Raw genomic sequence first — 20,519 nt, 5'->3', positions numbered from 1 at the left:
AATAACCTTTTAATAATTACTTATGACAGAAAAATCAAGAGTAAAACTAACTCCTTTTCAAAGTCTATTCTACTATGAATGGCTAAAGAATCCATTGCGGAACGATTATAATATGGTAATGGATAGTTTTGTAAACGGTGATCTATGCGTTAAAAAGTGCGAAGCTGCATTTTTAAAATTAGTGAATGAGCACTTTGTTTTTTTTCATAATCCTAGGGTTTATGAAGGAACTTTTTATTGGAAGTTAAGAAACAAAGCTAAAAAAGTAATAGATTATTTTCCTGCTAAATTAACGGAAGATGAAATCTACAATTATATTTCTAAACCTTTTAATCTTGAAAAAGATCTGCAACTTCGATTAGGTATTGTAAAGCTAGAAAAAAGTAAATACAGGATACTTTTAGTAATATCCCATTTAGTTATTGATGGTATTACAACCAACCAGATTTATGAAAAATGGGCAGCCATTTACAACGGTATAGGATATACAACCTTTTCATTTGAAAAACAAATGGAAATGCACAATCAATTAAACGAATATTTTGATTCAATTTTAATTAAAAATAAAGAGGAAATCCATGGGTTTTGGAAAAAACATTTAGAGAACCTTACCGGAATTGATTTAAATTTTTTAAAAAATAATCTTTCAAGTCAAAAAAGCCCCAAACGTTTAGTTAGTGAAATTGTATTTACCTATGATGGAACTATATATAATCAATTAAACAGTTTAAAGCATCTTTATAAGATAACCCCATATGTGTTTGGACAACTAGTTTTAGCAATTTTATTGCATAAAGTATCAGGAGCAGATAATATCCCTATTAGTTACCCCATTGCTATTCTAGAAGGGACTGATTTTATTTACGGGGCTCATGTAAATACTATGATTGTAGATTACAGGTTTCATGAAAAAACAACTTTAGAAGAAACCATCCAGAATGTATTACAATTTTTTAAAGATCTAAAAACTTCAAAAGCAAAATATTTACCAACCTCACAAATCGTTCAATATGCAGAAAATTCAAATATACTAGATATAGGTTTTGCTCAAACATTTTTACGAGATTTTGAGCCAAATTTAGATGGAATTACGTTTGAAGAAATAAACCATGAATACCAAATTGATCTAGTTAATCAATTGTTATTTGAACAAGAATTACACAATAAAAATATTAATTATAGAGTAAAGTATGATAAAGATTTATTAGATGAAAATTTAGTAAAAAATTTTATTCAACTATATCAAAAGTTGTTTTTAGAAATATTAAACGATTTAATTAGTGAGAATAAAAATAGAGAAATCACTACTTACAAATTACTAAACGAAAAAGAACCAGAATATTTTAAAATAGTAAATAAATGGAACCAAACGTATGTTCATAAAAATACTGCTCCTACAATTCATGAAATATTTGAAAAAAAAGTAAAGCAGAATCCTCTCAACAAAGCACTTATTTTTCAAGATGTAGAATATACTTATAGTGAATTAAATGAAAGAGCAAATAAATATGCAAAGTATTTAAAGGAAAAATATCAAATTAGAAAAGGAGATATAATAGTACTTGTTCTTGATCGTAATGAACATATTATAACTATTATTTTATCTATGTTAAAATTGGGTGCAATTTATGTGCCTTTAGATCCACTCTTGCCTGATTCAAGAATTGAATATGTAGTTAAGGATACACATTCAAAGCTAATTATTACAAATAAAAATTATTTTGAAAGAATTTTTAAAATTATATCCGAAGTTGAAATTATTGATAAAGAAGAGTTATGGGATAAAACATTAATTCATTATTCAAGTGATAACTTAGTGAATTTAACGAATCCAGAAGACATCGCTTACATCATTTACACAAGTGGAACTACGGGTAATCCAAAAGGAGTTATGGTTATGCATAAAAATGTAACCAATTTAGTTTTCAATGCGGATTATGTATCAATTGATAATACAGATAGAATACTAAGTTTGTCAAATTATCAATTTGATGGATCTGTATATGATTTTTTCACTGCTTTATTGCATGGTATTCCTTTAGTATTAGCAGATAAAGAAGATTTAATAAATTCAGCACTTTTAAATAAAAAAATTAAAAAGTATAAAATTACCAATGTTCTAATAACTACAGCTTTATTCAATATGCTAGTTGATGAAGATTTGTCTGGTTTTAGAAATTTAAAATATATTCTTATTGGAGGAGAAGCAGCCTCTGTAGTTCATGTTTCTAAATTTGTAAAAAAGTATCAGAATGTTACACTAATTAATGCCTATGGACCTACAGAGACCACTACTTTTTCTACTTGTTTTTTGATCAATCCTCAAAAAATATACAATATTATTCCCATTGGGAAACCCATACCTAATGTTACTAATTATATTTTAGATAAAGAAAGAAATCCTGTTCCAGTGGGAGTTGTAGGGGAGCTTTATATTGGAGGTGATGGAGTGTCTAAAGGATATTTGAATAATTTACCATTAACATCAGAACGATTTATTATTAATCCCTTTCAAACTGAGAAAGAAAAAGAATTAAATTACAATTCTACCATTTATAAGACTGGAGATTTAGTAAGATATCTTCCAGATGGTAACATTGAATATATAGGAAGAAATGACTTTCAAGTAAAAATAAGAGGATTGCGCATTGAATTAGGCGAGATAGAATCGGCGTTTAATTCTATAGAAGGCATAAAAAATTCTATTGCTTTAGTGAAGGACAACGGTGAAGGAGCAAAGTATATTGTTTGTTACTATTCTTCTAGCCATGAAATGGGTGAAAATTTATTAAGAAACGATTTAGGTAATAAACTACCGGATTACATGATTCCTTCTGTCATAGTTCCATTAAAAGGTTTTGCTTTAACCGTGAATGGGAAAATAGACAGAAATCAATTACAAGAACCTACATTTACGATTAAACAAAATTATGAAGCTCCTGAAAATGAGGTTGAGAATAAAATTTTGGGAATATTTTCGAGTATTTTAAATATAGATTCTTCCAACATAGGTGTGAATGATGAGTTTTATAAATTAGGAGGTAATAGTATACAGATCATTAAACTATCTGCGCAAATAAATAATAACTTTCAAATAAAAGTTCCAGTATCCGAATTATTTGACCACTTAACAATTAAGAAATTAGCAAATTATTTATACAAATATAAAGGATATAAAGATATTAATATCCAAAAATATTATTTTAAAAATGTAGAAGATCAATGTTTGTCATTTGCGCAACAACGTTTATGGTTCATAGATTATTTCGAAGAAGGAACCTATGCATACAATATTCCCCTCTTGTTTAAATTAAAAGAACAGGTAAATATAGACTTACTTAAACAGTCCATTACTAAAATTATAGATAGACATGAAGTCTTGCGGAGTTTAATTAAAACAGATCAATGGGGCAATGGCTATCAATATGTCAAAGATTTAAAAGATCAACCCCTAATAATTAATACAACAAATTTCAAAAGTAAAGAAGAACTAGATAAATTAATGTCTAAGGATGTTTGGCATATATTTAAATTAGAAGAAGAATATCCAATTAAAGTACATATTTTTCAAAATGAAAGGGATCTTTATTTAAGCGTAGTAGTACATCATATAGCATTCGATGGTTGGTCTACAGACATATTTATAAAAGAATTGATATACAACTATGAATATTTAAAATTAATAAAATCTGAAAATCCAATTCATGCAGAAAAGTATTTGTTACCAGATCTTAAAGTTCAATACAAAGATTACGCAATCTTTCAAAGAAACTATTTAAAACAAGAACTCTATAATAAACAATATGCTTTTTGGAAAAAACAATTGCAAGACTACGAGAGGTTGAATTTATCAACAGATCATAAACGCCCATTAACGATAGATTATAAAGGAGAAGATATAGAATTTCATCTGGATGAATTTACAAGCAAGAGATTAGTTAATCTTGCCAAAGAAATGAATATTAGTTTATACAATTTACTGTTAAGTGGATATTATTTATTACTATCGGCTTACAGCAATCAAGACGATATTCTAATAGGCTCCCCGGTTGCAGGTAGAAATCATTCACAGATTGTAGATAATATTGGTTTCTTTGTCAATTTACTTGTTTTAAGACAAATCATTAATGATCAACAAACCCTCTATAATTTTATTTTAGAAGTATCCAGAAACTCAACAGAAGCACAGAATAATCAAGATTTACCGTTTGATCATTTGGTGGATGCATTTGGAGGAGAAAAAGATCGATCTAGGAATCCAATGGTTCAAGTGGTATTTGGCGTTCAGGCCTTTGCTAAAGAATTTGAGGATAAGGAAAAAAATATCTTAGAATTTTACCAAGGAAGTTTTTCGCGAAATTTTAACATAGCCAAATTTGATATTATGACTATGTTGGATGATTCAGGAGAATCCATTAAAGGGGTTTTTAATTACGCAACTAGCCTTTTTAACAAGGCAACCATAGAAAATTATATATCAACATATATAACTATCTTAAAACAATTTGCGGATTTAAGTTTGCAAGAGATTAAAAATAAAAAAATTGAGAATATTAAATACCTAAATAAAACACAATTTGATAAAATCATCTACACATTTAATCATACCAAGCAGATTTACGATTCTAATAAAACCCTTGTTCAATTGTTTGAAGAACAAGTACTAAAGAATCCAGACAAAGTTGCTATTATATTTGAAAATAAGAATTTTACCTATACAGAGATAAATCAAAAAGCCAATCAATTCGCTAATTTTTTAATAAGTAAATATAAAATAAAGATAGGCGATAGAATCTCTATGTATTTAAATAAGTCCGAAAAGCAAATTTACACAATCCTTGGGATCCTAAAAACTGGGTCTGCATATGTTCCTATAGAACCAGTGATGGCTGAGGAACGATTGAGCTACATAATCGATATTACAAAAGCAAAATTAGTTATTACCGAAAAGACTTATAAAAGCGACTTAGAAAAATTAATAAGTAATCCTGCTCAAACAATTCTTGCTATTGACGATCATTCCTATGAACATGAAATAAATAAAAATTACCCAGTCCAAAATTTAGATTTGAATATTTCATCTGAAGACATTGCCTATATCATATATACAAGTGGAACAACTGGAAATCCAAAAGGAGTAAAAATAAAACACAAAAACACCAATAATTTAGTAAGCAATGCTAAATTACTATCGATGAATGAAACTGATATAGTTTTAAGCCTATCCAGTTATCAGTTTGATGCTTCTATTTACGATTATTTTTTAACACTTTTATCCGGTGCTACAGTAGTTCTAACATCCAAAGAAATATTCTTAAATCTTGAAAAATTAGATGAATTAATTGCTAAATATACAATAACTAATATTTTTGTAACGACATCCTTGTTCAACGTCCTAGTAGATGTGGGAATTAAAAATTTAGATTCTGTGAAATGCATAGTTTTTGGAGGTGAATCTGCCTCTTATACTCATATATCAAGGATGCAAAAATCTTTTCCAAAAATTAAGCTAATTAATGGATACGGACCAACAGAGACGACAACATTCGCAACTATAAATACTATGGATAACCTTTTAGAAGATAATACCCCTTCTGTTTCTATTGGAAAACCGTTAAATAATTATACCATTTACATTTTAAATAAAAATTTAAAACCTTTACCATTAGGTTCTATCGGAGAATTATATATTGGGGGTGATGGGGTTAGTGATGGATATTTAAACAATTTAAACCTTACAAAAGAAAAATTTTTAAACAATCCCTTTCAGACAGAAGAAGAAAAAAAAGAAAATTATAATCAAATTATTTATAAAACCGGAGATTTAGCAAAATATTTACAGGATGGACAGATAGAGTATATAGGTAGAAATGATTTCCAAGTTAAAATTAGAGGTTATCGCATTGAGTTAGGCGAAATTGAAAATACCATATGTAAATATCTAAAGATCAAAAAGGCAACAGCATTAGTGAACCAAACTTCCTCGGAAATTAAAAGCTTAGTTGCATATTATGAAGCCGATAAAGAAGTGAAGGAAGATGAATTAAAAGATTTTTTAAGCAAATCTCTTCCAGATTATATGATTCCTAATCATTTTATACATTTATCAGCATTTCCCACTAATGCCAATGGTAAGCTTGATAGAAAAGCTTTGCCAGAGGTAAAAAAAATTACTCAACCCGTATGTAACGAACCCCATACAGACAATGAAATAAAACTAATAAAAATTTATAGTGAAATATTAAATTTAAATAGTAGAGAAATTAGTATAGAGGATGACTTTTTTAGTCTTGGAGGGAGTAGCATATTGGCAATTAAAGTAATGAATGCAATTAAAAAAGAATTTAATGTAAGTATTGATGTTGCATCTATTTTTACCAATAGAACCATAAAAAAATTAGCTAAAAAGATTAATGCAGGACAAAGTAATTTTACCCAAGTAAAAAAGATTAAGGTAGATCGTCCCGAAGATCAATTATTATCATTTGCTCAAGAACGTTTATGGTTTATAGAATCTTATGCCGGAGGAAGTGATGCTTATAATATACCCTTAATTTTAAAATTCAAAAATGAAGTCAATTATAAAATTGTAGAAAAAGCATTTATACGGCTGTTATATAGACATGAAGTATTACGAACATTGATTAAGACGACTCATGAGGGTATTGCTTATCAACAAGTGATCAAAGACTTACCTCAACCTTTTATTATTAAAAAGGCAACGGTTGATTCTAAAATGGAATTGCATAAGTTAATACAAACCGATATTCATAAAAAATTTAATTTAGAAAAGGAATTTCCATTTACAGTTGGCTTATATACATTAGACAATGAGTTATATCTTTCTTTGGTAGTTCATCATATAGCTTCAGACGGGTGGTCACTAGATGTCTTTATGAGAGACTTGATGAACAATTATTTATTTGAAGAAAAAAATCAAAATTCTTTAGAATTAAAGAATGATAAACCGATGACAAACCAAGAAAACTTGGTGCAATATAAAGATTATGCATTATGGCAAAGACAATTTTTACAAGGAGATGAACTTAAAAAGCAGTTGGATTATTGGAAAAAGTATTTAGAAAACTATGAGACATTAAATTTACCAACCGATAGAATCAGACCATCTCTAATTGACTATAAAGGCGCTTATGTAAATTTCAGTTTAGAAGCAGAACTAAGTAATTCTTTACGTTTAAAAGCTAAAGAACTAAAGGTGAGTCTATATAGTTTACTTTTAAGCGGATATTATTTAATGCTATCTGCCTTTAGTAATCAAGAAGATATAGTAGTAGGAACCCCTGTAGCCGGCAGGCATTATGAAGGAATAAAAGATTTAATAGGTCTCTTTGTAAATACATTAGTTCTTAGGCAAAAAATAAATGCCAGCCAAAGTATAGCTTGTTTTATAAGTGAGGTGGGTGAAAACGTGAATAACGCATTAATGCATCAAGATTTGCCATTTGAAAAGTTAGTTGACGAATTAAAACTTGAGAAAGATTCCTCTAGAAATCCTATTTTTCAAGTCATGTTTGGAGTACAATCATTTGGAAAAGATCAAAGAGAAGAATACGAAAATATTTTTACCCTTTACGAAGATTTAGAAGGTTTGGATTATACACCGGCAAAGTTTGATCTTACTACCATGTTAGACGATTCCGAAGAAAAAATATCAGGGATATTTAACTATGCGGTTAGTTTGTTTGATAAAGATACAATACAAAACTATATTCATGTTTATCTTAAAATTTTAGAGCAAATAGCAACAGTTTCAATAGAATCTAAAAAGTTTAACCAGCTCTCTTATATAAATGATGAAGAAAAGTATAAAATTATTTGTGAATGGAATCAAACCTACGCAGATTTTCCATTAGAAAAAAACATGCATCAGAAGTTTGAAGAACAAGTAACCCGAACGCCCGATCAATGTGCGGTAAAGTATAATAATGAGGAGCTAAGTTATAAAGAGTTAAATGAAAAAGCCAATGCATTCGCACAATTTTTAATTACCACTTATAAGATTAAACCAGACGAGCTGATCCCTATATGTATGAGTCGATCAACAAATTTAATGGTTGCATTGCTAGGGATTTTAAAATCAGGAGCAGCTTATGTTCCCATTGATCCAAAGGCTCCACAAGATCGAATATCCTACATATTGAATGATACTAAACCTAAATTAGTTGTAACCGATGATGGAACCAAAATAGAAAAAATTCAGATCACATCCTTAGATATTATAACTCTAAACTTCGAATTTATCTATCAATTGAAATCCACCTATTCTGTTTTAAATCCAGAAGTTGAAATAACCTCTAAGCATTTAGCTTATGTCATTTATACAAGTGGTACAACTGGAAATCCCAAGGGGGTAATGGTAGAACATAAAGGAGTTATTAATCGGATGGAATGGATGCAAAATTATCATCCAATTTTACCGTCTGATATAGTTCTTCAAAAAACGAACTATACTTTTGATGTATCTGTTTGGGAGCTATTTGGAGCCAATTGGTATGGGGCAACCTTAATTCTTGCAGATTCAGAAGAATATAAAGATAATTTATATCTCATTGAACTTATAAGAAAAGAAAAAATTACGATGATTCATTTTGTTCCATCCATGTTAGCCTCATTCGTAGAAACATTAAACAACTATCCAGATAAACAGAGCCATATATCCACACTTCAAACCTTATATTGTAGTGGAGAAGCATTGGGATTAGAGGAGGTAAAACAATTCCAAAAGCTAGTTCCCCAATGCAATATTTACAATTTATACGGGCCCACAGAAACAACAATTGAAGTTTTACATTACGAATGTAATTCAAGAAACCTCTCTAAAGTTTTAATAGGAAAACCCATAGCCAATACCTCAGTTTATGTCTTAGATAAATATTTAAGACCTTTGCCGGTAGGGGCAATAGGAGAGTTATGCATAGGAGGGGTAAATGTAACTAGGGGATATTTAAACCAAGAAGAATTAACCAAAGAAAAATTTTTAAATAATCCATTTCATAATTTTCAGATCACTGAACACTATGAAAATAAACGAATTTATAAATCTGGAGATTTAGTAAAATATCATAAAGATGGAAATCTGGAATACCTAGGGCGCAATGACTTTCAAGTTAAAATTAGAGGTTTTAGAATTGAATTGGGTGAGATTGAAGCAAGTATGTTAACACATCCGCAGATAAGCCAAGCAGTAGTTGTTGCTAAAGAACATGATTCAGGAGAAAAGTACCTAGCCGGTTACTATGTTTCTGAGATGCCTATCGAACAAAGTGAATTATCAAAGCATCTGCTTAACAATTTGCCAGATTATATGGTTCCAAGTATTTTTATTCATATGCTTGAATTTCCTTTATCTACAAGTGGAAAGCTAGATCGAAAACAATTGCCTAGTCCCAAATTTACAGGGGATAAAACGTATATTGCACCTAAAACAGAGGAAGAAAATAAATTATGTGCACTTTTTGCGGAGATTTTAAAGATAGACATTAAAGAAATAAGCGTTGAAGATAGCTTTTATAGATTAGGAGGAAGTAGCATAAAAGCTATCCAACTCACTCACAAAATAAATAATTTATTTGGATCTAAAATTAAATTAATAGATTTATTAAAAGTCCCTTCTATACGGGAATTAGCCTTACTACTTCAAGATAATAAACTATACTGCCCGATTGTAGAATTGAACATTAACCAGAATAAGCCCTTGTTTATGATCCATCCAGGAGTGGGAGGTTGTGAAGTATACGAATCCCTAGCCACAAAACTAAATCCTTATTATCATTGTTATGGTGTTGATTCGTTTAACTTATACAACGTAAATAAAATTCTAGAATTGTCAAAATTGGCAGAATATTATCTGCTATCCATGGATGAAATTCAAGAAACTAAAACATCTTATAATCTTTTGGGTTGGTCTTTGGGAGGGCAAATAGCTTTAGAAATAGCTGTACAACTTGAAAGAAGAGGGGTTAAAGATATTAAAGTCTATTTGCTTGATACATGGATCAATTTTAAACTAAGGCATGGACTTGATCACGCTGTTGATAGGTTTATATCCAGATTTGGAAAAGATAGTATGGAACGAGAAAAAATTCTAGAACTAATGGAGGTCGATAACATCATTCAAAGTCAACCATTGTCTGGTCTATTGCAACATACAAAAGTAATTCTGTTTAAAGCATTAGAACCCATAGAAGGGCTAGAGGATGATCGTATGGTAATTTGTCCATACAATAATATTGAAACCTCAGTTAAAAATTTTGATCAACTACGAACAGTAAAATTAGAAACCGATCATTTTTCTATTCTTGATAAAGAATTTGAAATCATGAATAATATGATTGGTTAGAATTTAGATCTATAATATAACTTGCCTTTTCAGATAATGAAAAGGTAAGTTTTTTATCTAAAATGTATATGTAAAGCCTGATAATTCATGGGTTTAGAAGGATTTTTTACGGCAAACTTACATACGTAATCTTCATGTATGTCAACCATATGTATGGAGTAATTATTTCCATCTATAAAACAATTTTGATTTATAATCTCAAAGGAATTTAAATTTATATTTAAACCTGAACTTTCCGCTTTTAGTAAAGCTTCTTTTTCAGTCCAAAGCTCATAAAAATGTTTTAAAGAATTGTTGTTTTGGAATATTTGATGCCATTCTGATGAGGTAAAACATTCTTGATAATCCTCTATTTCAATTGGAACAATGGCTTCAACATCAATGCCAACCTCATTCGTAGAATTAATAATGCAAACCGCTAATTCTTTAGAATGACTAATATTAAAAAAAATAGGATTATTTTTTAGGTATGGCTTCTTGTATGGATTGTATACCATATTTTGAACAACAAAACTAGAAGAATAACCGAAATATTTAGCACCATTAATGAGAAGGGCATATCCAAGTAATGATCGTAATGCATCTTCTGAGTTTTTAAAACCATATATTTTGGATTGAATGCCGATAGGCAAAATCTTAAGATAAGACAGCAAAGTATTTTCTAAAGATTGATCAGGGATAAAAGAATAAAAAATTTTCAAGTGAATTTAATTTAAAACATTTATTGGGATAAAAATACTCATTTCATTGAAATAAAATTTAGGAATACTAGTAGTTTTAAAAAGTCCCAATGAAGAAATTCAATTAGAAGAATTGAAACTAAGAAATAATTAAAAAATATATAGCAAAAAGCAAAGGCAATAAATAAATTATACATAAGCTTTAGGATAAATAGATATATTTACAAAAAAATATAAATTACAACGATAGAAACTTAATATTTTATGAGAAATAAAAAATTAAAAAACCGCTGGCTAATGGTGGTTTCAGCAGTAAGTATGCACCTTTCCATAGGTTCAGTATACGCATATTCTGTGATGGTAAAACCCGTTAGTGAAATTTTTAATGTTAATGGCAGTGTAATCAATTGGGCTTTTAAATTAGCAATCTTGCTACTTGGTTTTTCTGCCGCTTTTATGGGGAGATGGGTAGAAAAGGTAGGCCCAAAAAAAAGTGGAATAGTCGCTGGAATTTTTTACGGAGTTGGAATTATAGGTTCAGGTTTAGCCATTTACCTTCATTCCCTACCACTTTTTCTTTTTTGCTATGGGGTTATAGGAGGCATAGGCTTAGGAATTGCTTATATAACACCTGTTAGCACCTTAGTAAAATGGTTTCCAGACAAAAGAGGATTGGCTACCGGCATGGCAATCATGGGATTTGGTTTTTCAGCTTTAATCTTTGGTCCCTTAATGCAAATACTATTTGAAAAAGTAGGAGTAACCTACACCTTTTTTATTTTAGGAGTGGTTTACTTGGCAATGATTCTATTAGCGGCAAGTTATATAGAAAGACCTCCAGAAAACTATTTACCCCATGGGTTTAATCCCGGAGAAGGGGTTACCCTTAAAAAAGATTTGTCTAATATTGATGCAAAAGCCGCATTAAAAACCGCTCGGTTTTATTATATCTGGATTATGATGTTTATTAATATTACTTGTGGAATTGCTTTAATTGCAGCCGCCAGCCCTATGACACAAGAAAAATTAGGCTATACTCCTTTGCAGGCAGCTGCTTTGGTAGGAGTTATTGGGGTGTTTAATGGTTTGGGTAGAATCATGTGGTCCAGCCTTTCAGATTATTTAGGGAGATCAAACACCTTTATATTATTTTTCTCCTTTCAAATCCTAGCCTATTACTTTTTACCACAGATTACCATTGAAATAGTATTTTTAGTAATATTATTTACTGTAATAACCATGTATGGAGGCGGTTTTGCTACCTTACCTGCTTTTTTAGGGGATCTATTTGGCACAAAGCAATTAGGAGCCATTCACGGGATGGTTTTAACCTCATGGGCGTTGGCAGGAGTTGCAGGACCATCCATCTATGATTACGTAAAAGAAACTACAGGATCTTTAACCATTACTTTACAAGTATTTTCAGCAATGTTTATAATTGCCTGGATAATATCATTGTTAATGAAACGTTCAATAAATAAATTAAAAAGAAGTTTAAATAATGCTTAATATTTTAAACCTCTATATTTAAAAGGTTTATATAGGAATAATGAATTGATTAACTTTCGTTGTTTCATCCGATCAATAAATAATCAACAGAAATTAAATAATAAAAGCTTTATGATATTAGAACAATTAGAAAATGCACCCGAAAGTATAGAATTTAATGAGGTAATAGCATATATTGATAATCACTACGATTTTACACCAACCTCATTTAAAAATGGTGATGTAAACAATGAATTTGGACAAAATAACGGATCCTGCAAAGTATTTAGTTTTGCAAAGTTACATCAAGTCTCCAAAGAGAAAACACTTTTTCTTTTCGGGAAATTTTATAGAGAAGATGTACTTAAAAATCCAGAAGGAACCGATCATGTCAATATTCGAAATTTTATGAAATATGGTTGGGAAGGCATTGGCTTCAAAGATCAGGCTTTGAAAAAAAAGTAGCCAAAAATTTAAATTGTATTCAGAAAATATAGATTCATTTTAAAAGCCCCATAATGGGGCTTTTTATTTGCTTATAACAACTGTAATAAAAGTTACTTACTTAAAGATGTAAGGATTTTAAAACTTAGTTTATTTGAACTGCTCTATTTTTTTCTTGAAAAAATAAGTTTTAAAGTGAATGCAGGGTAAATTTTAAGTCATCGCAATTTATCAATAACTATAGTATAAATAATTCACAAGTGATTATTCATTGGAATGGGGATTCTTTTTTGCGAAAGAAGAGCAAAACTTTTTGCAATATACCCCATAATTTTAAAAATAAGGAAGTACATGTAAAATTCATAGAAAACCTTGTTTTAAACTTTATATTTAAATTAAAAAAATAAAAAATTAGTATTTTATATTTAATTCATCAAAAAAAGTAAACCATATTTTAATTTTATTGTATCTTTACGAGATAAAAGTAAATTATTATCAATTATTTATGATGTCAAGAACATACAGTTCCGTGCCTGATGGAAAAGGAAGCATTATAGCCTGTACCATAAAAATAGACGGCAAAGAAGTACTCCACCAAAGCGGAAGCTACCATTTGGAGATGAAACAAAGCATGTGCGAACATTCCACCTTCCGACTGCTTTGCCCCGCCGATACCTTTGAAACCTCCCGAGACTTTCCCCTCACCAACAGCAAAAACCTATTCGGCAAAAAAATATACATATCTTTTAAACAATTTGGAGAAACTACCTTTATCTTTCAAGGAATCATAACCCAGCTCAATTGGAAAATAGAACACAACAATCCCCAATTAGAACTTATAGGAACATCACCCACAATACTCTTAGAACAAGGAGAACTCTGCAAAAGCTATGAAAACCAAACGCTCGAACAAATAGTCACCCAAACCTGCGAAGGTTTACCCAGAGACATATTTGAACTAAAAGTAAAACCCAAGTATAAAAATAAGATACCCTACAACGTACAATACCAAGAAACCAACTTTCAATACTTACAAAGACTAGCCAAACGATACGGAGAACTCTTATACTGGAATGGAGAGCAGCTCGTTTTTGGAGGATACGGAGGAAGAAAAATTCCCATACAAGAAGGAGAAGACGCCCAGTACCTCCAATTACAAATGAAAGCCCAACCCCAGAAGTTAAACCTATACGCCTATCAATCCGAATACGATATATTTCATCAACTAGATAGCGATCAGCTACAGAAAAAAAGGATAATCAACCATTATCAAGAATTCGCCCTAGAAACTTCAGAAAAGCTCTTTACACAAAAGCCACAGCTATTTTATAATTATCCATTATTAAACCATATCCATTATGACCTGTATGACACATTAGAAAGAAAAAGACAAGCCCAGCAAAACGTGCTTTATGCCCAAGCCAAAACCAACAATCCCAATTTAAGAGTAGGAGATCTAGTAAAGTTATCCGCTTGGACCCCTGACAGCAAAATATTTAAAAACGGAATCTCCCCCCTAGAAACCTATACCATACTGGAAATCACCCATCAATACGAAATGGGCAACGGATATACCAATGAATTTATAGCTATGCCCTGTGACCAGTTTATACCCTCGTACTACAATGAAAAAGCCTACCCAAAGGCAGAAAAGCAAAGAGCCCTAGTAACCGATAACAACGACAGCCTAGGCTTAGGAAGAGTAAGAGTACGTTTTGACTGGATGAAACCCGAACAACAAAGCCCATGGCTCAGAATTGTTTTTCCCTATGCCGGAGCAGGAAAAGGACACTATTTCCTGCCCGAAATAGAAGAAGAAGTTATGATAGACTTTGAAAATGACAATATGGAAAAACCATTTGTCGTAGGAACCTTATACAATGGAAACCAAAAAAGCAACTATTACAACTCCAAAAACCAATTAAAAGCCCTACATACCAAACATGGACACGTCCTTGAATTTGATGAAAGAGAAGAAAGCATAGGGATTACTATAAAGGATAAGAACAATAATTATATTCATCTAAATACGAAAGAAAATAATCTGGAGATGGAAGCCTTAGAAACGATTCGTATAAAGGCTAAGAACATGGAGATCGATATACAAGAGAGTATAAATACGAAAGCAGGAAAGGATATTAAAACTACCGCAGGAGAAGAGATCTACCAACACAGTGGAAAGAAAACCCTATTGCATAGCAGTCAGAATATGGAAGTAGAAGCCATGAACCATCTAGATCTCTACGGAAAACAAAAACTAATTACTTATACGAAGGGAAATGCAGAAATGGGAGCTTTGGGGCAGATGCATGTGCATGGAACAAGTGCTTTATACTCAGCCAAAAGTACCTTAGATTACAAAGCCCCTAACATGGGTAGAACAGCGCAGCCTGAAAACTTTCTATATGGGAAGGAGAAAGAAATTACAGAGATTATTTGGATGGATGAAAATTTTGAAAATCCTTTAGAAGTTGTTCATTATGGAGATATAGTTAATTTTTTAGTAAAAACACGGAACTATGAAAAGGGAGAAATCGTTACCATTGAAATGGGACAAATTAATGAAGAAGGAGAAGAAGATCCAGAGAAATTGACACTTTCGGGAAAAGTAGATAAAAATGGAGAAGCTCATATTTTAGACTATGTTTTAATTAAAAAAGAAAAAAAAGACAGTCCTCAAAAAGGATTAACTCCTCAAGAATATCAAAAAGAAATGGAGGAATCAATGGATAGCTATAAAACCTACAAAGGAAAAGACTATACCTACCAGCAGTGGCAGGATTTTGAACAAAAGCAGTGGGAATACTACCAAAGTAAACAAAAAAGAAAAAGATTTTGGGATTAATTATATTAACTTTAAAAACTAAACCTTATGCCAGGAGGAGATAAAAAAGAAACTGAAGAAGAAAAAAAAGAAAGGATAAAAAAGGAATTAAAGGAAGGAGGAAAAAAATATACGATTAAGATTCCAGAGGAGAAAACAATAGCTAAAAATGATAAGATCCAAATTGCTGAGAAACCTAGGGTTGAAATTAAATTAACGGTTAAAGGAGGTAATGTTATATCTCCTATTAAAGTAAGCGATAAGATAGATTGTGTTGCCTATCATATTTATTGGAATACAGAAACGGAAGGAAAAATAGAAAAACATATCCCTAAAGAAATCACTAAAGGTTATGAAAATAAGTATCGGTATATTTATCATGATAAGGATGGGAAGGAACATGAGATTTGTACAGTGGATAAACATGAAATAAAACCTAAAAATAATGGAATATTTAAATCTACATCAGAAATAGATATTTTAAGTACAAGAATAGGAGTAAAATCAGATGATAATGTCATAGATGGAGATACTCGAAGACGAATAGTTTTTAAAAATGATGATGTAGCAGAATATGGAAAACATCCAAAAAAGGGGAATATTTGGAGAATATATACATGTTCTGGAGCATCAAAAGTAGAATTAGTTAAGATGGGCGATATAGTTATATTAAAAGGGAGTCTTTCTTTTTCAGGAACAAAAAGAAGATATACTTCTCCTGGTCATTTTGCAGGACTAATTGGTGCTATTTCAGAAACTGGATTTAAAATAACCTCTTTAGGGAGTTGTTTTTACTGGGGAAGTTGTTTTCCTAGTGCTGAGCATGTAAATGGTAAAAGTGTAGATACTCGCTATTTAGATGATGTAAATGAACAAAAATTTATTACATCCATGTATAAATATGGATTTAGAGTAAAACAAATAGTAGGGGCTCACAAAAAAGCATTTACCCATGCAATAAGAGAAAAAATGCCTGTGAATGGAAGCAGTACACTACATGATACTCATTTGCATTCAGAGTTTTTAGAATCCTTTGTAATAGATAAAAATCAATAGTTTATGAAAATAAAAAATATAATATTTTGTATATCTATCTTTTTGTTATTAGGATGTTCCCAAAACTTTAAAAATAAAAAAGATATAATATCATATGACAAGATAAATTTTAAAAATCAGTTTTATAGTGGAGATTCTATTATATCAAATAATCTATTTATAGAAACAATTAATAAAAATTGTTTTTATTCAGAACCTTATTTAAATCAATCTCAAAAATGGAAAAAAAAATGTCCAATATCTAAGATAATAGATAATTATTATAAAAAAATAAAAAATGTAGAAAATATAAATGGCAAGTTTGGGGAATTTAACTTGAATATAAAAAAAATTGAACAAAAAGAAAAATACTTTGATGATTTTACTAATTCTAATTCTGAAATAAATATTTTAAAACTGTATTTATATACATTTAAAAATAATAGAAAAGTAGATTCTATTGATATTTATATGCATAAAAATTCTATGTGGGGAGATACTGACAATATCTATTATTTTAATAAAGATAATATATTTATATTAGAGCTTGATACAGATGTAGAAACAGGAATATCTGTAAGTAATTTAAAAGTTTATAATATAAATAAAAATACAGGCAATTTCAAATTAAAAGAGTATTTCACTTTTTAAAGAAAGCTCTAAAGGAATGCTATTATTCTGATGTAAAAATGAATAGATTTACTTCAAAAAATGGTACAGCAATTCCCAGTGTTTCTCATGTTAATGGGATTGTAGGAGATTTAAGATATCTACGGAAAGATAAGACAATCGCTCCTTTATATATTAATACTAACCCTAATCAATTAGATATTGAAAGACAGGAAAAACTTATAGATGCTTTAGTAAAGTTTGGGTATAAAACTTTTCTTAGTTATAGTATAACAATTAATAACAAACCATTTATGTTGAAAAATAGTAGTCATTATGCAGATCACCACCATCACTTACATTTAAATAAACAGGGTTATAACTCTAATTATATAGAAATAAAAGAAAAATGAAAAAAATTGTAATACTTTTCTCTAATTTTATTTTTTTGTTTTTCCTTTTTTGTAATTCCGAAAATAAAGAAAATAAAATAAATATTAAAGATCAAGAGAAATTAAATGTTTACTCATTTAAAGAGGAAGAAATTTCATTTAAGGAATTCAATATTGTAAAAAAAAATTATGATTCCTTAATAGTAAAAAACGACAGAAGATTTATAAAAAACTATGATTCCCTTAAAGTTAATAATCAATTATATATAAGTAATTTAAGTGATAATGATAATATGGAAATTTACAATTACTATGGTTATTGGAAACCTTTAAATATGGATATTATCAAAGTTAATTATTACGAAGATAACGAAATTATAATTCAAGATGATAAGCATATCGTAGTGAAATTATATGGCATACCGTATATAAATCAGGAAAAAAAATATTTTTCAACTTATTTTATAGATGGATATAATCAAGAATCATATATAGATTTATATATGATTAAAAAGAATAAAATAAAGCATATTTATCATTTTGTAACTGAGAAATGGTTTCCTTGGGATTTGGTTTGGAATGATAATGCAATCTATTTAAAGATCACAGATGCAATATGGGATGAAAAAGGAAATTACAGTACTAATTTTAAATACAAAAAATTAATTATAATAAAAAAATAATAATAGTAAGAATGAAAGATTCTCTATCTTATTCAAAAGGAGAGACAAAAATATATTATACTTTCCATAATTCTGATAGAAGATATTGTAGCCCTGAATGGTATGCTGGATTTATAGGAGCATTAGGAGAATTAAATCGAACAGATATTCAATCAACAGGGATGTGTTTTGGAGATGTAACAAGTTATCCTAGTATTAGTCATAATAACGGAAGAAGTGTAGATACTATGTATTTATCTAATTTTGAAGATGAAAAAAGAAAGTACTAGCTTTTAAAAATTCTTTTTTACAGATATTATAGCTGGTACTTCAGGTTGGTATGCTAGGTTACCTTCTCATAAACATATGGGAGATCATAATGACCATTTACATGCTGGAGTAATAAATACATCAAAAGTTAAGGTAATTAAAAATGAAAAATAGATTATATCTAATAGTTTTATTAGGATTATTATTATCCTGTATAAAACCAATAAATAGTCAACATAATAGCTTTAATTCTATATTAGATAAAAATAATAGCTTAAATGATTCTATTAAAAAATTAGTGTATTTTGATTATCCCAAGAAATGGTATACACATATAGATGAAACTCCCTTTTATGATTCAGTAAAAGATTCTTTATCTCAAAGACTTTATGATAATCTTAGTATTCTGGAAGATTCAATCTACAATTCACTAAAAATTGATAAAAAACATACATATCAATTAAAAAAATTTGATGATACAGAAATAAAAAATATATATAAAAAAATGTTTTCTGGAATGCCTTTTAAATGGGATTCCCCCTATTTTGTTGCCACTCTAGAGGAATGCAATGACTATATATTAAATATTTATAAAAGTGGAGATAAATATGATGATTGTGGATTTTATTACAATGAGGGTTGTAAACTTTTTGTGGTTAGGTATTTATTAATGGAAAGAATAACAAAAAAAGATAATATTAAAAAATATTGGGTTATTTATTCAAGTGATAATGTTAATATAGAAGGATTAAATCGATTTTTTTACTTCAATAATAAAAATAATTTTATAATATTAGATTTTTATCATAGTGAAATAGAAAAAATATTTTTAGGAAGAAAAGAATATAATATAGATTTCTAAATTAGAAATAAAACTATGCCCCACCCAATTATCCAAGACACCCAGTTAGAATGTTCAGAGGGAACAGAACCAACCCGCATAAAAGTAACCAGCCAAGACTTTGTAAGCTTGGCAGGAAAATTACAAGCCACAGAAAAAGACAAAGAAGCTAACACCAATATTATTCCCTTTGGACTATGCAAACTAAAACCCATTCCAGGAGGCTACTTACCCTGCCAACCTGCCTTAATTAAATGGCAAAATACCTCTGTTTTTACCATAGACGGAAAACAAGAACTAACCACCGATTCTTTTTGTATGTGTTCCACAGGAGGAAAAGTAACACCCAAAACAAATATAAACAGTAGTTTTGAAAATATACAATAGTTAACTAGCCCAAAATCTAAATACTTCAAGGTATTAAATTAGGACTAATAACATAATATTTTAAGGATGGAGAATCAATAAATTGGGTGTAGCACTCAAAAATTTGTATCTATTCAATTAGTTGTAAAACAATGATAGAAAGATATTTTCAAGGTTAAACCTTTGGGTTATTGAAAATATTTGTTAAAAAACATATAATAACCTAAAAAAATATATATACAAAAAACAATTGTATATTACTCTATTTGCTTATTTCTATGCAGTGGAGTATATGAAAATCAAGTAGTTGAGGCGATATATGTATAAAAATTCCTTTGGGATTAAAAAAAAATGAATTAGAATTTTAAATTTTTTAAAAGGCAATTATACTCATTTTATTTTTGAGAATGAATAAAAAAATCGCTAATCAATTTGGATTGATTAGCGATTTGCTTGGTACGGATGAAGGGAATCGAACCCCCACGCCTCACGGCACTAGATCCTAAGTCTAGCGTGTCTACCAGTTCCACCACATCCGCATTTACTGG

Annotated in this window: 12 protein-coding genes and 1 tRNA gene; 11 read left to right on the top strand and 2 right to left on the bottom strand. The window is 29.5% G+C overall.

The genetic code is table 11. The features are described 5' to 3' along the window. Positions 1 to 22: 22 nt before the first annotated feature. The gene (locus tag ETU10_RS01480) at positions 23 to 10,360 is read left to right on the top strand and encodes a non-ribosomal peptide synthetase (RefSeq protein WP_146309448.1); all 10,338 of its coding nucleotides are present in this window, start codon (positions 23 to 25) and stop codon (positions 10,358 to 10,360) included. A 53-nt stretch (positions 10,361 to 10,413) separates the two neighbouring features. Here ETU10_RS01480 and ETU10_RS01475 read toward each other — a convergent pair whose 3' ends face one another. Continuing rightward, a complete protein-coding gene (locus ETU10_RS01475; RefSeq protein WP_146309447.1) occupies positions 10,414 to 11,061 on the bottom strand; it encodes a 4'-phosphopantetheinyl transferase family protein in 648 nt (215 codons plus the stop codon). Positions 11,062 to 11,304: 243 nt separating this feature from the next. Between ETU10_RS01475 and ETU10_RS01470 the strand changes: the two genes are divergently transcribed. From ETU10_RS01470 to ETU10_RS01425, 10 genes are all read left to right on the top strand, one after another. After that, positions 11,305 to 12,549, top strand: coding sequence for an L-lactate MFS transporter (locus tag ETU10_RS01470; RefSeq protein ID WP_146309446.1), 1,245 nt, complete (start codon positions 11,305 to 11,307; stop codon positions 12,547 to 12,549). Positions 12,550 to 12,660: 111 nt separating this feature from the next. After that, a complete protein-coding gene (locus ETU10_RS01465; RefSeq protein WP_146309445.1) occupies positions 12,661 to 12,993 on the top strand; it encodes a HopJ type III effector protein in 333 nt (110 codons plus the stop codon). Between the two features lie 484 nt (positions 12,994 to 13,477). Further along, positions 13,478 to 15,817: a type VI secretion system Vgr family protein gene (locus ETU10_RS01460; protein WP_146309444.1), complete on the top strand. Its 2,340-nt coding sequence runs from the start codon at positions 13,478 to 13,480 to the stop codon at positions 15,815 to 15,817. A gap of 27 nt (positions 15,818 to 15,844) precedes the next feature. Further along, positions 15,845 to 16,852 carry a hypothetical protein gene (locus ETU10_RS01455; protein ID WP_146309443.1) on the top strand — a complete coding sequence of 336 codons (1,008 nt, stop codon included), beginning with the start codon at positions 15,845 to 15,847 and terminating at the stop codon, positions 16,850 to 16,852. Between the two features lie 3 nt (positions 16,853 to 16,855). Beyond that, the gene (locus ETU10_RS01450; protein WP_146309442.1) at positions 16,856 to 17,482 is read left to right on the top strand and encodes a hypothetical protein; all 627 of its coding nucleotides are present in this window, start codon (positions 16,856 to 16,858) and stop codon (positions 17,480 to 17,482) included. 38 nt (positions 17,483 to 17,520) lie between these two features. After that, complete coding sequence (locus tag ETU10_RS01445; RefSeq protein ID WP_146309441.1) at positions 17,521 to 17,853, top strand: hypothetical protein; 333 nt, start codon at positions 17,521 to 17,523, stop codon at positions 17,851 to 17,853. Next, positions 17,850 to 18,515, top strand: coding sequence for a hypothetical protein (locus ETU10_RS01440; protein ID WP_146309440.1), 666 nt, complete (start codon positions 17,850 to 17,852; stop codon positions 18,513 to 18,515). The genes ETU10_RS01445 and ETU10_RS01440 overlap by 4 nt, the downstream gene beginning before the upstream one ends. Positions 18,516 to 18,526: 11 nt before the next feature. Beyond that, entirely contained in the window at positions 18,527 to 18,784 is a 258-nt protein-coding gene (locus tag ETU10_RS01435; RefSeq protein ID WP_146309439.1) for a hypothetical protein, read from the top strand. A gap of 143 nt (positions 18,785 to 18,927) precedes the next feature. Beyond that, positions 18,928 to 19,626 (top strand): hypothetical protein, encoded by a 699-nt coding sequence (locus tag ETU10_RS01430; protein ID WP_146309438.1) that lies wholly within the window; start codon positions 18,928 to 18,930, stop codon positions 19,624 to 19,626. A 15-nt stretch (positions 19,627 to 19,641) separates the two neighbouring features. Beyond that, a complete protein-coding gene (locus ETU10_RS01425) occupies positions 19,642 to 19,992 on the top strand; it encodes a DUF4280 domain-containing protein (RefSeq protein WP_146309437.1) in 351 nt (116 codons plus the stop codon). A 433-nt stretch (positions 19,993 to 20,425) separates the two neighbouring features. Here the strand turns inward: ETU10_RS01425 and ETU10_RS01420 are convergent. Then, a tRNA-Leu gene (locus ETU10_RS01420) sits at positions 20,426 to 20,510 on the bottom strand. Between the last annotated feature and the right edge of the window lie 9 nt (positions 20,511 to 20,519).

The sequence above is a fragment of the Apibacter muscae genome, assembly GCF_007845595.1.
GTDB classification, from domain to species: domain Bacteria; phylum Bacteroidota; class Bacteroidia; order Flavobacteriales; family Weeksellaceae; genus Apibacter; species Apibacter muscae.
The sequence above is the reverse complement of the archived record's forward strand: the minus strand, read 5'-3'. Positions and strand labels throughout refer to the sequence as shown.

What these genes read in the sequence shown, in the direction of transcription:
- ETU10_RS01480 (WP_146309448.1), top strand. Translation starts at nt 23, where the DNA reads ATGACAGAAAAATCAAGAGTAAAACTAACTCCTTTTCAAAGTCTATTC.
- ETU10_RS01470 (WP_146309446.1), top strand. Translation starts at nt 11,305, where the DNA reads ATGAGAAATAAAAAATTAAAAAACCGCTGGCTAATGGTGGTTTCAGCA.
- ETU10_RS01465 (WP_146309445.1), top strand. Translation starts at nt 12,661, where the DNA reads ATGATATTAGAACAATTAGAAAATGCACCCGAAAGTATAGAATTTAAT.
- ETU10_RS01460 (WP_146309444.1), top strand. Translation starts at nt 13,478, where the DNA reads ATGATGTCAAGAACATACAGTTCCGTGCCTGATGGAAAAGGAAGCATT.
- ETU10_RS01455 (WP_146309443.1), top strand. Translation starts at nt 15,845, where the DNA reads ATGCCAGGAGGAGATAAAAAAGAAACTGAAGAAGAAAAAAAAGAAAGG.
- ETU10_RS01450 (WP_146309442.1), top strand. Translation starts at nt 16,856, where the DNA reads ATGAAAATAAAAAATATAATATTTTGTATATCTATCTTTTTGTTATTA.
- ETU10_RS01445 (WP_146309441.1), top strand. Translation starts at nt 17,521, where the DNA reads ATGAATAGATTTACTTCAAAAAATGGTACAGCAATTCCCAGTGTTTCT.
- ETU10_RS01440 (WP_146309440.1), top strand. Translation starts at nt 17,850, where the DNA reads ATGAAAAAAATTGTAATACTTTTCTCTAATTTTATTTTTTTGTTTTTC.
- ETU10_RS01435 (WP_146309439.1), top strand. Translation starts at nt 18,527, where the DNA reads ATGAAAGATTCTCTATCTTATTCAAAAGGAGAGACAAAAATATATTAT.
- ETU10_RS01430 (WP_146309438.1), top strand. Translation starts at nt 18,928, where the DNA reads ATGAAAAATAGATTATATCTAATAGTTTTATTAGGATTATTATTATCC.
- ETU10_RS01425 (WP_146309437.1), top strand. Translation starts at nt 19,642, where the DNA reads ATGCCCCACCCAATTATCCAAGACACCCAGTTAGAATGTTCAGAGGGA.